The organism is Microbacterium sp. 01T413_2 (genome assembly GCF_056398985.1).
This window is the reverse complement of the sequence record NZ_JBFTQL010000019.1, coordinates 52,949-66,407: the sequence shown is the minus strand read 5'-3', so window position 1 is coordinate 66,407 and position 13,459 is coordinate 52,949. Positions and strand designations below refer to the sequence as shown.

General features: G+C 70.2%; 11 protein-coding genes. All 11 read left to right on the top strand.

What is annotated here, in order from left to right:
* Nucleotides 1-187: 187 nt before the first annotated feature.
* The 11 genes from AC1DMN_RS11370 to AC1DMN_RS11320 all read left to right on the top strand — a co-directional run bounded on the left by AC1DMN_RS11370 (nucleotide 188) and on the right by AC1DMN_RS11320 (nucleotide 13,425).
* Nucleotides 188-991, top strand: a complete 804-nt coding sequence (locus tag AC1DMN_RS11370; protein ID WP_477230298.1) for a hypothetical protein — start codon at nucleotides 188-190, stop codon at nucleotides 989-991.
* A 400-nt stretch (nucleotides 992-1,391) separates the two neighbouring features.
* Nucleotides 1,392-2,114 (top strand): L-ribulose-5-phosphate 4-epimerase, encoded by a 723-nt coding sequence (locus tag AC1DMN_RS11365; RefSeq protein ID WP_477230299.1) that lies wholly within the window; start codon nucleotides 1,392-1,394, stop codon nucleotides 2,112-2,114.
* A complete protein-coding gene (locus tag AC1DMN_RS11360) occupies nucleotides 2,111-3,706 on the top strand; it encodes a xylulokinase (RefSeq protein WP_477384234.1) in 1,596 nt (531 codons plus the stop codon). The genes AC1DMN_RS11365 and AC1DMN_RS11360 overlap by 4 nt, the downstream gene beginning before the upstream one ends.
* A 98-nt stretch (nucleotides 3,707-3,804) precedes the next feature.
* The gene (araA, locus tag AC1DMN_RS11355) at nucleotides 3,805-5,322 is read left to right on the top strand and encodes an L-arabinose isomerase (protein ID WP_477230301.1); all 1,518 of its coding nucleotides are present in this window, start codon (nucleotides 3,805-3,807) and stop codon (nucleotides 5,320-5,322) included.
* 2 nt (nucleotides 5,323-5,324) lie between these two features.
* Nucleotides 5,325-6,281 (top strand): aldose 1-epimerase family protein, encoded by a 957-nt coding sequence (locus AC1DMN_RS11350; RefSeq protein WP_441976890.1) that lies wholly within the window; start codon nucleotides 5,325-5,327, stop codon nucleotides 6,279-6,281.
* Nucleotides 6,282-6,378: 97 nt separating this feature from the next.
* On the top strand, nucleotides 6,379-7,935 hold the full coding sequence (locus AC1DMN_RS11345) for a hypothetical protein (RefSeq protein ID WP_477230302.1): 1,557 nt from the start codon (nucleotides 6,379-6,381) through the stop codon (nucleotides 7,933-7,935).
* Nucleotides 7,936-8,238: 303 nt separating this feature from the next.
* Entirely contained in the window at nucleotides 8,239-9,741 is a 1,503-nt protein-coding gene (locus AC1DMN_RS11340; RefSeq protein ID WP_477230303.1) for a CoA-acylating methylmalonate-semialdehyde dehydrogenase, read from the top strand.
* A 68-nt stretch (nucleotides 9,742-9,809) separates the two neighbouring features.
* A complete protein-coding gene (locus tag AC1DMN_RS11335) occupies nucleotides 9,810-11,036 on the top strand; it encodes an acyl-CoA dehydrogenase family protein (protein ID WP_477230304.1) in 1,227 nt (408 codons plus the stop codon).
* Nucleotides 11,033-11,917, top strand: a complete 885-nt coding sequence (gene mmsB / locus AC1DMN_RS11330; protein WP_477230305.1) for a 3-hydroxyisobutyrate dehydrogenase — start codon at nucleotides 11,033-11,035, stop codon at nucleotides 11,915-11,917. The genes AC1DMN_RS11335 and mmsB overlap by 4 nt, the downstream gene beginning before the upstream one ends.
* 183 nt (nucleotides 11,918-12,100) lie before the next feature.
* Nucleotides 12,101-12,883: an enoyl-CoA hydratase-related protein gene (locus AC1DMN_RS11325; RefSeq protein ID WP_477230306.1), complete on the top strand. Its 783-nt coding sequence runs from the start codon at nucleotides 12,101-12,103 to the stop codon at nucleotides 12,881-12,883.
* A gap of 5 nt (nucleotides 12,884-12,888) precedes the next feature.
* Complete coding sequence (locus tag AC1DMN_RS11320) at nucleotides 12,889-13,425, top strand: putative immunity protein (protein ID WP_477384232.1); 537 nt, start codon at nucleotides 12,889-12,891, stop codon at nucleotides 13,423-13,425.
* The last annotated feature ends 34 nt before the right edge of the window (nucleotides 13,426-13,459 follow it).

Sequence of the window (13,459 nt, the reverse complement as noted above, 5' to 3'; positions counted from 1 at the left end):
GCCTGTGGATAACCTTCGACGCCGGGCGACGATCCTGACACGGTGGGGGAGTGTCTCGCTCCCAACCGCTCCCTGATGCACTCGGCTCCTCGTTCGCTGTCGGCGAGGCCCGGGCCCTCGGAGTGCGGGCCGGACGGCTGCGCGGCTCCGACCTTACTCCGGCCTGCGCACTCGCCGCTCCGCCGACGTGCCGGACCATGACGAGGATCCTTTCGCCGCACAACGACGGATCCGCGTCGAGCAGGCGCTGGCGTTCGCACCGCGGCTGCGGCCTGGTCAGTACTTCAGCCACGAGACGGCTGCGGCGCTGTGGGGCGGCCCGCTGCCGATCGTCCGTGAGGATCGCGTCGTCGGCGTGCACGTGAGCACCCTCGGCGAGGGGCCGCTCGTGCGGGCGGTGGGCGTCGAGCGCCATCGCGGGGATCCGAGATTCGTCCGGGTGCGCACCGATCTCGGCGTTCCTGTCGCCTCGCCTGCTTCGACCTGGACGCAGATGGGGCACCTGCCGTTGTTCGCGCTGGTGGCTCTCGGCGACTGCTTCTGCCGGATGTGGCGGCCCGGTGTGGGGCGTCCGCATGCGGGGAAGCCGCCTCTGGCGACCGTCGCTCAGCTCCGCGCCGACATCGGTGCGGGACGACGCCTCGGGGCTCCGATGCTGCGCGAGGCGATCGAGTGGATCCGAGAGGACTCCTGGTCGCCGCGGGAGTCCGAGCTTCGCTGCCTGATCGTCGCCGCAGGGCTGCCCGAGCCGCTGCTGAACGTCGATCTGTTCGACGGCTCGACGTTCTTGGGCTGCGTCGACATGGTCTACCCGGAGCGGAAGGTGGCGATCGAATACCTGGGGAGGGTGCACGCGAACAGCTGGGGCGCGGACGTGGAGCGGCTGGCACGACTTCGCGCGGCCGGGTGGACGGTGATCGAGGTCACGGCGGAGCTCATTGCGGATCCGCCTGAGCTGCTCGGCCGCATACGGCGCGCGCTCGGCTTCTGACTCCGAGCCCGGCGACGGCTTCGGCGTATGCGTCCCCGGCCGCGGTGTCGGCGTGTGCGCCCGGGTTCGAACGGACGCCGGCTCCCGGCGTCCGCTTCGGCGTCTGCGCCGGCTCACGTTCCCCACTCAGGTCGCACTTCCATCGTTCAGGTCGCAGTTTCTGCGGCTTGGAGGGCCTCGATAGAGCCGAAAGTGCGACCTGAACTGCAGGAGTGCGACCTGAGCAGCAGGAGTGCGACCTGAACGGCAGGAGTGCGACCGCCAGGGGATCGCGTCGTTCCGAGAGCGTGCAACGAGCCCGGTCCCCGCGGCCCTTGACGGACCGAGCGCAGGGATGTCAGACTTGCCGTGACCGGTCACAGTAGCCCAGGAACTCCGGGCGCCACCCGAGAGGATCCGAATGGCCACCTTCGCCCCCGACGTCGAGCAGGCGATCGACGCCGTCCGCGCCGATGTGGCCCGGCTGCACGCCGAGCTCGTGCGCTACGGCCTCGTGGTCTGGACCGGCGGCAACATCTCCGGCCGAGTGCGGCTCTCCGAAGACGGCAGCGGCGACCTGTTCGTGATCAAGCCCTCCGGCGTCGGCTACGACGACCTCGCTCCGGAGAACATGATCCTCTGCGACCTCGACGGCACGGCGATTCCGGGCAGCCCGGGCAGCGACCGCAGCCCGTCGAGCGACACCGCCGCGCACGCGTACGTCTACCGGAACATGCCCGAGATCGGCGGCGTCGTGCACACCCACTCCGACTACGCCGTGGCCTGGGCGGCGCGCGGTGAGGAGATCCCCTGCGTGATCACGGCGATGGCCGACGAGTTCGGCGGGCCGATCCCGGTGGGCCCGTTCGCGATCATCGGCGACGACTCGATCGGCCGCGGGATCGTTCAGACTCTGCGTGGGCACCGCAGCCGTGCGGTGCTCATGCAGAACCACGGACCGTTCACGATCGGCGTGGACGCGAAGGACGCGGTCAAGGCCGCCGTCATGGTCGAGGACGTGGCGCGCACGGTGCACCTCGCCCGCGAGGCGGGGCCGCTCATCCCGATCCCGCAGGAGGCGATCGACAGCCTCTACAACCGGTACCAGAACGTCTACGGGCAGAACACGGACGCTCGCCGATGAGCGCGCGCGACGACATCCTCGCCGGCCGCACGAGCCTCGGTATCGAACTGGGATCCACGCGCATCAAGGCGTGCCTGATCGGATCCGATCCGGCGGTCGTGCTCGCGAGCGGATCCTCATCCTGGGAGAACCGCCTCGAGGACGGGCTGTGGACCTACGGCCTCGACGAGGTCTGGGCGGGCCTCCAGGAGGCCTACGCGACGCTCGTCGCCGACGTGCACGACCGCTACGGCGTGCGGCCGACGACGGTCGGAGCCATCGGCATCTCCGCCATGATGCACGGCTACCTGGCCTTCGACGCCGAGGGCGAGCTGCTCGTGCCGTTCCGCACCTGGCGCAACACCAGCACCGCGGTCGCGGCGGCGGAGCTCACGGAGCTGTTGGGCGTGAACATCCCGCTGCGCTGGTCGATCGCGCACCTGCACCAGGCCGTCCTCGACGGCGAGGAGCACGTGCCTCGGATCGCGAGCGTGAACACCCTCGCCGGGTACGTGCACGAGCGCCTGACCGGCCGCCGGGCGCTGGGCGTCGGCGACGCCTCGGGCATGTTCCCGATCGACTCCGCGACCGGCGACTACGACGCGGCCATGGTCGCGTCCTACGACGCGCTCGCCGCGGGCCGGCTTCCCGCACCCCTGACCGCACTGCTCCCCGCGGTGCTGCCCGCCGGCGCCGACGCCGGCGCGCTCACCGCCGAGGGCGCGCTGCTGTTGGATCCGTCCGGATCCCTCGCGGCCGGCGTCCCGCTCTGCCCGCCTGAGGGCGACGCCGGCACCGGCATGGTCGCCACGAACGCGGTCACCCCGCGCTCCGGCAACGTCAGCGCGGGAACGAGCATCTTCGCGATGGTCGTCCTCGAACGACCGCTCGAAGGTCTGCACCACGAGATCGACCTCGTCACGACCCCGGCCGGCGACGCCGTCGCCATGGTGCACTGCAACAACGGCGCGAGCGAGCTCGCCGCCTGGGCGGGGCTGTTCACTCGCTTCGCCATCGCGGCCGGCGCGCCCGTGAGCGACGACACCGCCTTCGAGGCGCTGTTCCGCGAGGCACTCGCGGGTGAGGCCGACGCGGGCGGACTGCTCGCCTACAACCACCTCGCGGGGGAGCCGATCGCCGGACTCACTGAGGGACGACCGCTTCTCGTGCGCACCCCCGACAGCGCCTTCACCCTGGCGAATTTCATGCGCGCCCAGCTCTACGGCGTGTTCGGCACGCTCGCGTTGGGCATGCAGACCCTCGCCGCGGAGGGCGTGCAGCTCGATCGGATGTATGCCCATGGCGGAATGTTCCGCACCRCCGGCGTGGCGCAGCGCTTCCTCGCCGGTGCCCTGGGCGCGCCCGTCGCGGTGGGCGAGGCGGCGTCCGAAGGCGGAGCGTGGGGGATCGCGGTCCTCGCGTCGTACCTCGCGCACGCGGGCGAACGGAGCCTGGGCGACTACCTCGACCGGCAGGTGTTCGCCTCGGCGGACATCGCCGTGGCGGATCCGGATCCTGACGACGTCGCCGGATTCGCCGCCTACCTCGACCGCTACCGCGCCGGCCTCGCCATCGAGGCCGCCGCCGTGAACTCCCTTCCATCCGGTCGTTGAGCGAGCGGAGCGAGACGAAACGCAGCCTCCCGCGGAAACCGCGTTTCGTCTCGTCGCTTCGCTCCTCGCTCAACGACCGGCACACAGAAAGGCCAATGATGCCGAAACTCACCACCTCACTCGACGGCTACGAGGTCTGGTTCCTCACCGGCAGCCAGCATCTGTACGGCCCCGAGACTCTCGCGCAGGTCGCCGATCAGTCGCAGCAGATCGCGCGGATCCTCGACGAGGCCGGYGACGTGCCGGTGCGGATGGTGTGGAAGCCGGTGCTCACCGACGCGGCCGCCATCAAGCGCACCGCGCTCGAGGCCAATGCCGATGAGAAGGTCATCGGCCTGATCGCCTGGATGCACACCTTCAGCCCCGCGAAGATGTGGATCGCGGGCCTCGACGCGCTGCAGAAGCCGCTCGCGCACCTGCACACGCAGGCCAATGTCGAGCTGCCCTGGGCCGACATCGACTTCGACTTCATGAACCTGAATCAGGCCGCGCACGGCGATCGCGAGTTCGGATACATCCAGACCCGGCTCGGTGTGCCGCGCAAGACGATCGTCGGGCACGCGTCCGATCCGCGCGTGCAGCGCGAGCTGGGCACCTGGCAGCGCGCCGCGGCCGGTCTCGCCGCGAGCCGCGACCTCAAGCTCGCCCGCTTCGGCGACAACATGCGCTTCGTCGCGGTGACGGAGGGGGACAAGACCGAGGCCGAGCTGCGCTTCGGCGTGCAGGTGAACACCTGGGGCGTGAACGAGCTCACCGAAGCCGTCGCCGCGGCGGCCGAGACCGACATCGACGCGCTCGTCGCCGAGTACGAGGAGCTGTACGAGGTCGTCCCCGAGCTGAGGCGGGGAGGGGAGCGGCACCAGTCGCTCCGCGACGGCGCGGCGATCGAGCTTGGTCTGCGCGCGTTCCTGGAGGAGGGCGGATTCAGCGCCTTCACCACCTCGTTCGAGGACCTCGGCGCATTGAAGCAGCTCCCGGGGCTCGCCGTGCAGCGGCTCATGGCCGAGGGGTACGGCTTCGGCGCGGAGGGCGACTGGAAGACCGCCGTGCTCGTCCGCATCGCGAACGTCATGGGCGCCGGCCTGCCCGGCGGGGCAAGCCTCATGGAGGACTACACCTACGATCTGACCCCCGGCGACGAGCTCATCCTCGGTGCGCACATGCTGGAGGTCTCGCCCTCGCTCACCACGCGGAAGCCCACGCTCGAGATCCATCCGCTCGGCATCGGCGGCAAGGACGACCCGGTGCGTCTGGTCTTCACCGCGGATCCCGGATCCGCGGTCGTCGTCGCGCTCAGCGACATGCGCGACCGGTTCCGCCTCACCGCCAACGTCGTCGAGAACGTCGCGCCGCGCGCCGCGCTGCCGAAGCTGCCCGTCGGCCGCGCCGTGTGGAAGCCGCAGCCCGACTTCACGACCTCGGCGGCTGCGTGGCTGACCGCTGGTGCCGCGCACCACACCGTGATGTCCACGGCCGTGGGCATCGAGGCGTTCCGCGACTTCGCCGAGATGGCGGAGGTCGAGCTTCTCGTGATCGACGAGAGCACCACTCTGGGCGAGTTCCAGAAACAGGTGCGCTGGAACCAGGCGTACTACCGCCTCGCCCAGGGGCTGTGACCGTGGCGGAGCCTCGCTCCGGCCGGCAGCTGCGCATCGCGGCGCACGGCTACGAGGCCGACATCGCGTCCGTCGGGGCGACCCTGCGCGCGCTGCGGTTCGAGGGGCGTGATCTCGTCGTGCCGTTCGACGCCGACGAGGTGCGGCCAGGGTACCGCGGCGCGACGCTGGCGCCATGGCCGAACCGCATCGTCGACGGACGGTACTCCTTCGGAGGGGTCGAGCACCGGCTGCCGCTCACCGAGCCGGAGCGCGGCCAGGCGCTGCACGGGCTGGTTGCGTGGAGCGAGTTCGCCGATCGGACCGTGGATCAGGATCGCGTCGTGCTGGCCACGACCATCGAACCCCAGACGGGCTATCCGTTCCGCGTCGAGGTCGAGGTGGAGTACCGCCTCGGCGCCGACGGGCTCACGCAGACCGTGACCGGGCGCAACCTCGGCGTCGACGCGGCGCCGTGGGGGACCGGTCCGCACCCGTATCTGGTGGCGGAGCCGGCCCCGATCGCGGATGCCGCGGGAGGAACGGGATCCGCTGTGCCGCCCGTCGACGGCTGGACCCTGCTGCTGCCCGCCGCGGCGGTGCTCACCGTCACACCGGATCGGCTCAGTCCGGTCGCCCTGGAATCGGTCGAGGCGTACCCGGACTGGGACTTCCGCACACCGCGCCGGATCGGGGCCACGTTCATCGATCACGCGTTCACGGCGCTGTCGCAGACGGGCGGATCCACGACGGTCGAGCTGCGCGCCGGTGAGCGCGGCGTCGCCCTCACCTGGGATGCGGCCTGCCCGTGGGTGCAGATCCACACCGCGGACACCCCGGACGATCACGCCACGCACCGGCGCGGACTCGCGGTCGAGCCGATGACCTGCGCGCCCGATGCGTTCAACTCCGGTGCCGGCCTCGTGGTGCTGGAACCCGGTGCGGCGCATGCCGCGAGCTGGCGGATCCACGCGCTGTAGCCGACGCGTCATCGCGACGTGCGCGGTGCCGGAGTTCACCGAGAGCGGGGCAGTTCTGCCCATCGATCTGGGTCGGGCCGCTCGCTAGTCTGAACCCATGGCCACAGAGGGGGAACCGCCGCAGGGCGGACATGAGCTCGATTTCGGAACCGGGTCGCAGGATCCGACTCCGCCACCGCCGGCGGCGGCAGACGGCGAGACGGTGGACACCGCATCCGTGCCTCCGGTCGCTCCGGAGCAGTCGCATCCCGCACCGGAGCAGGCCTTCCCGCCGCCTGGTCAGCCCGTGCCGGCACAGCCGGGAGCGGAGCAGGGCCCGCCGTACGGCGCGCAGCCGGATCAGCCGTACGTGGGGCAGCCGGATCAGTCGTACGGCGCACAGCCAGGCCAGCCGTACGGCGCGCAGACCGATCAGCCGTACGCGGGGCAGCCAGGTCAGCCCTATGGTGCACAACCCGGACAGCCGTATCCCGGGCAGCCCGCGCAGCCGTACGGGGCGCAGCCCGGGCAGGCATACCCCGGCCAGCCGTACGGTGCGCAGCCGGGCCAGCAGTATCCCAGCCAGCCGGGCCAGCAGTACCCGGGCCAGCCAGGCCAGCCGGGCCAGCCCTATGGTGGACAGCCCTATGGCGCGCAGCCCGGTCAGCCCTACCCGGGCCAGGCCGGCGGTGCGCAGCCGCCGAAGAAGTCGTCGAAGGGCTTGCTCTGGGGCCTGATCGGTGGCGGTGTCGCCGTGCTCATCATCGCGATCCTGGTCGTCGCCCTGCTCGTGGTGCCGGCTCTCACCCGCTCCTCGGTGACGGCGGCAGACACGGTGAAGGCGTACCTGACGGCCGTCTCCAAGAGTGACGCGAAGGCCGCGCTCGGCTATCTCGAGAGCGTCCCCGACAAGAAGCTGCTCACCGACTCGGTGCTGAAGGCCTCCGACAAGCTCGGTGGCCTCAGCCACATCTCGGTGCAGAAGGGCGGCGAGAGCAAGTACGCCGCCACCGTCCCGGCGACGTTCGAGGTGGGCGGGCGCACCGTGTCGACGACGTACGAGGTGTACAAGGACAAGGACACCTGGAAGATCGCGAACGGCGTGACGCCGATCTCGCTGGACAGCCTGCGCGGCCTGGATGCGACATTCAACGGCGTTCCCACGGCCGAGATCAGCAACGCATATGTCTTCCCCGGCACCTACGAGATCGCGATGGACTCGAAGTACTTCTCGATCGATGGCGACTCGACCTTCGCCATCGCGTCGTCCGATGACGCCTCGGCGTTGTACGACGTGCACACGAAGCTCAACGATGCCGGCGTCACCGAGTTCCGTTCGCTCGTGCGCACGGCCGTCGAGGCGTGCGTGGCGATGAAGACCCTGGCGACGCCGTGCGGCATGGACATCACCGCGATCGACCTCTCCGGGGCGAGCCCGGTAGAGGGCACGGTCACCCGCACGCTCACCGCGGACGGCAGTGCGAAACTCGATGCCCTGCAACCGGAGAGCGGTGGATCCACGCCGACGGTCGTCTCTGCATACGACTACATCAGCGTCGACATGAGTCTGCAGGGCAGTGACGGCCAGACGTACACCGTCACGTTCGGCGGATCCCTGGACACCCCGACGGTGGACTTCGGGAAGGCCGATCCCCAGGTCACCTGGGAGCAATGAGCGACTGACTCCACCCGCACACGAGGGAACCCCCGCCGACCCGATTCGGCGGGGGTTCTGCGGTTCGTGACCGCGTGGGCGCCCGGGCAGGAAATGCCGGGCGCATCCCGTGGCGCGGGGAGACGAGCACCCGATCCGGTCAGCGTCTGCGGCCCGCGCACGATCCGTTGTACGTGCCGAAGGTGACCGGCAGGTGAACTCGGCGGCAGGTGTCGATGAATTACATGGGAGCCCTCCTAACTGCATGGATGACCATGTAATCTGGATCCAGCGTCGACGACGACGCAGAACCAGGAGCACACGATGGTCCGCGACATCACTCACTTCATCGGAGGATCCGAAGTCCCCGGCAACTCGGGACGCTGGGGGGAGGTCTTCGATCCCTCGACCGGTGCCGTGCAGGCGCGGGTTCCGCTCGCGAGCGCGGACGAGGTGCGTGCGGCGATCGCGAACGCCGAGGCCGCTCAGCCCGCGTGGGCGGAGACCAACCCGCAGAAGAGAGCGCGTGTGCTCATGCGCTTCCTCGAGCTGGTCCGCGAGGAGATGGACGACCTTGCCGCCCTGCTCTCCAGCGAGCACGGCAAGACGCTGGACGATGCCAAGGGCGACATCCAGCGCGGCGTCGAGGTGATCGAGTTCTGCGTCGGCGCCCCGCACCTGCTCAAGGGGGAGTACTCCACCGGCGTCGGCACCGGTATCGACGTGTACTCGCTGCGCCAGCCGCTCGGCGTGGTCGCCGGTATCACCCCGTTCAACTTCCCCGCGATGATCCCGCTCTGGCAGATGGGCCCGGCGATCGCCGCCGGCAACGCGTTCATCCTCAAGCCCAGCGAACGCGACCCCTCGGTGCCCGTCCGGATCGCCGAACTGTTCCTGAAGGCGGGCCTGCCGGCGGGGATCCTCAACGTCGTGCACGGCGACAAGGAGGCCGTCGACGTGCTGCTCACCGACGAGCGGGTGCGCGCGATCGGCTTCGTCGGATCCACCCCAATCGCGGAGTACATCTACACGACCGCGAACGCGCACGGCAAGCGCGCACAGTGCTTCGGCGGGGCGAAGAACCACCTCGTGGTCATGCCCGACGCCGACCTGGAGCAGGCCGCCGACGCCCTCATCGGCGCCGGCTACGGCTCGGCGGGGGAACGCTGCATGGCGATCTCGGTCGCCGTGCCGGTCGGGGAGGAGACCGCGGACGCGCTCGCCGCGAAGCTCGCCGAGCGCGTAGCCGCGCTCAAGGTCGGGCCCTCGCTCGAGCCGGGTATGGACTACGGTCCGCTCGTGAACCGCGCCGCGGTCGAGCGCGTGACCGACTACATCCAGCAGGGCATCGATGCCGGTGCCGAGCTGCTCGCCGACGGGCGAGGCTTCGCCGTGGACGGTCACGAGGAGGGCTTCTACCTCGGCCCGACGCTGTTCGACCGCGTCACGACGGACATGTCGATCTACCGGGAGGAGATCTTCGGGCCTGTGCTCGTGATCGCTCGCGCGGCGGACTACGAGGAGGCGCTGCGGATGGCGTCCGAGCACGAGTTCGGCAACGGCGTGGGCATCTTCACTCGCGACGGCGACGCGGCTCGCGACTTCGTGGCCCGGGTGAACGTCGGCATGGTCGGAGTGAACGTGCCGATCCCCGTGCCGATCGCCTACTTCACCTTCGGTGGATGGAAGCGCAGCGGCTTCGGCGACCTCAACCAGCACGGTGCCGACGCCTTCCGCTTCTACACGAAGACCAAGACCGTGACGAGCCGCTGGCCCGCCGCCGGCGTCCGCGAAGGCGCCAGCTTCGTCATCCCCACGATGCACTGATCCTTTCTGGTCGTTGAGCGAGGACGCGAAGCGACCGAGACGAAACGCCGCCCACAAGGAGCAACCACATGACCACCGTCGCCACCCCGATCACGATGACCAGCGAAGAGCGCGCCGCCATCCTCGGCGCCGTGCGCGAGTTCGCCGAGACCGAGCTCGCCCCGTTCGCCGCCGAGCGCGACGAGAAGCACCTCTTCCCCCGCGAGGCTCTGCGCGCGGCGGGCGAGCTGGGCCTCGGCGGCATCTACGTGCGCGAGGAGTCCGGGGGCACCGGGCTCGAGCGCGTCGACACCGTCGCGATCTTCGAGGAGCTCGCCAAGGGCGACCCGACGATCGCCGCCTACATCTCCATCCACAACATGGTCGTCTGGATGATCGACAGCTATGCGACCGACGCACAGCTCGCGCGCTGGATGCCCGAGCTCACCACGATGCAGGGACTGGGCAGCTACTGCCTCACCGAGCCGGGAGCAGGATCCGACGCCGCGGCGCTCGCGACGAGTGCAACCCGCGAAGGCGATGAGTACGTGCTCACCGGTGTGAAGCAGTTCATCTCGGGCGCAGGCGAGGCCGCCGTCTACATCGTGATGGCCCGCACGGGAGCCCCGGGAGCGCGCGGCATCTCCGCCTTCCTGGTTCCGGGCGACGCGGAGGGTCTCAGCTTCGGGGCGCCGGAGAAGAAGATGGGCTGGCATGCGCAGCCCACCCGCCAGGTGATCCTGGACGGCGTGCGGGTCCCGGCGACGAACATGCTCGGATCCGAGGGGCAGGGCTTCGCGATCGCGATGAGCGCGCTGAACGGCGGCCGCCTCAACATTGCGGCCTGCTCGATCGGCGGTGCGCAGTGGGCGCTGGATCGCGCCGTGCAATACGTGCACGAGCGTGAGGCATTCGGCGAGCCCCTCGCGGAGAAGCAGTCCATCCTGTTCGCCGTCGCCGACATGCGCACGGACCTGCAGGCCGCTCGGCTCATGGTGCGCGACGGTGCGCAGGCCGTGGACGAGAAGGCACCGGACGCCACGATGCGCTGTGCGATGGCCAAGCGTTTCGCGACGGACGCCGGCTTCGATGTGGCCAACAGGGCTCTTCAGCTGCACGGCGGGTACGGGTACCTTCAGGACTACGGGATCGAGAGGGTCGTCCGTGATCTGCGGGTGCATCAGATCCTGGAAGGGACGAACGAGATCATGAGACTCATCGTCGGACGCGAGATGCTGCGCCCCTCCGGATCCGCCTCCATGCGTCAGGGCCTCCAGCGCAGCGGCGAGAACACGCAGATGCAGGTGGCGTCATGACGCGGATCGCGTTCCTCGGCCTCGGTCATATGGGTCTGCCCATGGCGAAGAACCTGCTCGCCGCCGGGCACGAGGTGATCGGCTTCGACGTGGTGTCCGCCGCGGTCGACGCCGCCGCAGCCGCGGGCCTGCCGGTCGCGCAGTTCGGCGTGGACGCGGTCGCCGGCGCCGAGGTCGTCATCACGATGTTCCCGGCGGGCAAACACGTGATCGCCGCGTACGAGAACGAACTGCTGGGCGCCGCCGACCCCGGCACGCTTTTCATCGAGAGCTCGACGATCGCCGTCGACGAGGCGCGCGTCGCGCACGCCCTCGCGATCGAGGCCGGGCACCGCAACATCGACGCCCCCGTGTCGGGCGGCGTCGTGGGGGCCGAGAACGGCACGCTCGCCTTCATGGTGGGCGGATCCGACGAGGACTTCGCTGCCGCGCTCCCGCTGCTCGAGGCCATGGGCAAGCGCATCGTGCACTGCGGCGGGCCCGGACTCGGGCAGGCCGCGAAGGTGTGCAACAACATGATCCTCGGCATCTCCCAGATCGCCGTGGCCGAGGCGTTCGTGCTCGGCGAGCGGCTGGGCCTCGAGCATCAGGCTCTGTTCGACGTGGTGTCGCAGGCGTCGGGCCAGTGCTGGTCGATGACGACGAACTGCCCCGTGCCCGGCCCGGTGCCGACAAGCCCCGCCAACCGCGACTACCAGCCCGGATTCGCGGGAGCGCTCATGGCGAAGGACCTGGGGCTCGCGCTGCAGGCGATCGAGGGCACGGGCACGGACGCGCAGATGGGCCGGCTCGCGCAGCAGATCTACGCGACGTTCGCGGCCGGTCCCGGTGCCCGCCGCGACTTCTCCGGCATCATCACCGACATCCGCGACGCGTCCTGAGCCGCCCCGTTCCCTGACCGCGAGACTCCATCTGGGCGACGAGACTGCACGATTCGGGCGCAGTCTCGTCGCTCAAATGGAGTCTCGCGGATCCTCTCCCCCCGCTCGGACGAGAGGGACACCCTCCGTTCACCGACATCGGAGATACTGGAAGCGCCACGAAGGTGCGGCGAAAGGATGACCATGGCCACGAGCGAGTACGAGACGATCCTCACGGAGCAGCGCGGACGGGTCGGCTGGATCACCCTGAACCGGCCGCAGGCACTCAACGCGCTGAACTCGCAGGTCGCCGAGGAGGTCACCGCCGCCGCCACCGCCTTCGACGCGGACGAGGGCATCGGTGCGATCGTCGTGACGGGATCCGAGAAGGCCTTCGCCGCGGGCGCCGACATCAAGGAGATGGAGGGGATGTCCGCGGCCGAGATCACTGCGACCGACCACTTCGGCGTGTGGCGCGACTTCGCCGCCGTGCGCACTCCGGTCATCGCCGCCGTGTCCGGCTTCGCTCTCGGTGGGGGATGCGAGCTTGCGATGATGTGCGACATCATCCTCGCCGCGGACAACGCCAAGTTCGGCCAGCCCGAGGTGAACCTCGGGGTGATCCCCGGCATGGGCGGCACGCAGCGACTCATCCGCGCGGTCGGCTACTTCAAGGCCGCCGAGCTCGTGCTGTCCGGGCGGATCATGGGTGCCGAGGAGGCCGAGCGCGCGGGCCTGGTGTCGCGCGTGGTTCCGACGGCCGAGCTGCTCGCCGAGGCGTCGACGCTCGCCGAGACGATCGCGTCGAAGTCGCTGCCGTCGATCCTCGCCGCGAAGGCGACGCTCGACGCCGCCATGGAGACCACGCTCGCGGTCGGACTCGACATCGAGCGCGAGGCCTTCGCCTCCCTGTTCGACACGGTCGACCAGAAGGAGGGCATGGCCGCCTTCCGTGAGAAGCGACCGCCCCAGTTCGTGAATCGGTGATCGACATGGCCGACATCCGCTCCCTCGGATCCTTCCCGGATCCGTCCGGCGATGATGCAACCGGGCGTGACCGGGACGACTCCAACGTGGTGCCCCTCTTCGCGGACGGCGCACTGCCCGACTCCGACGATCTGCGGCTGTCGGAGGACGACCGACGAGAGTTGGTCRGCTGGACSATCGCCTGCGCCGAGCGGCTSCTGCCGCTGTTCCAGGCCGAGCGTCCCGACGACGACCGCCCCCGGGAGGCGCTCGCCGCCGCAGAGGCGTTCCTGCGCGGCGAGCTCGACATCGACGCCGTGCGGGAGAAGGCGTTCGCCTGCCACGAGGCGGCGCGGCAGGCGCAGGATCCGAGTGCCGTCGCCGCTGCGCGCGTCTGCGGGCAGGCGGTGGCCGTCGCGCACCTCGCCGGACACAGCCGTCAGGTGCCGCGGCACACGGCCCGGGCATTCCCCGGCGACCGCTCCCGCCGCGACGAGGAGCTCGCCTGGCAGCGGATGAACATCCCGGCCCGCTTCGACGCCTACGTGTACGACGGCGACTGAGTCGGCCGCCCGGCAGCGCCGGCGGCGGTCAGGA